This window comes from Actinomadura macra NBRC 14102, from assembly GCF_001552215.1.
GTDB classification, from domain to species: Bacteria; Actinomycetota; Actinomycetes; order Streptosporangiales; family Streptosporangiaceae; genus Spirillospora; species Spirillospora macra.
This window is the reverse complement of record NZ_BCQT01000018.1, coordinates 1-330: the sequence shown is the minus strand read 5'-3', so window position 1 is coordinate 330 and position 330 is coordinate 1. Positions and strand designations below refer to the sequence as shown.

The 330-nt window shown below is 63.6% G+C and carries 1 pseudogene; it reads right to left on the bottom strand.

From position 1 onward, the window contains the following. Positions 1–84: 84 nt before the first annotated feature. Positions 85–243, bottom strand: a pseudogene (locus tag AMA02S_RS45110) (phosphopantetheine-binding protein); the annotation flags it as partial. Positions 244–330: the final 87 nt, after the last annotated feature.

Sequence of the window (330 nt, the reverse complement as noted above, 5' to 3'; positions counted from 1 at the left end):
GTCCGGACTGATACGCCCAGCACCAGCAGGAATCAGATTCTCCGGCACCACCACCGACTCCGCACCCGCCACCCGCGCCAACCCCGCCGGCGTCGGCGACCCAAACAACACCCGCACCGGAACCGACACACCCCGAACCCGCAACCGCTCCACCAACCGCACCGCCAACAACGAATGCCCACCCAACCGGAAGAAATCATCATCCACACCCACCGACTCCAACCCCAAAACATCAGCAAACACCTCACACAAAACCTCCTCCTGAACCGTAACCGGCCCCCGACCCCCACCCGCACCAAATTCCGGAGCCGGCAACGCACGACGATCCAA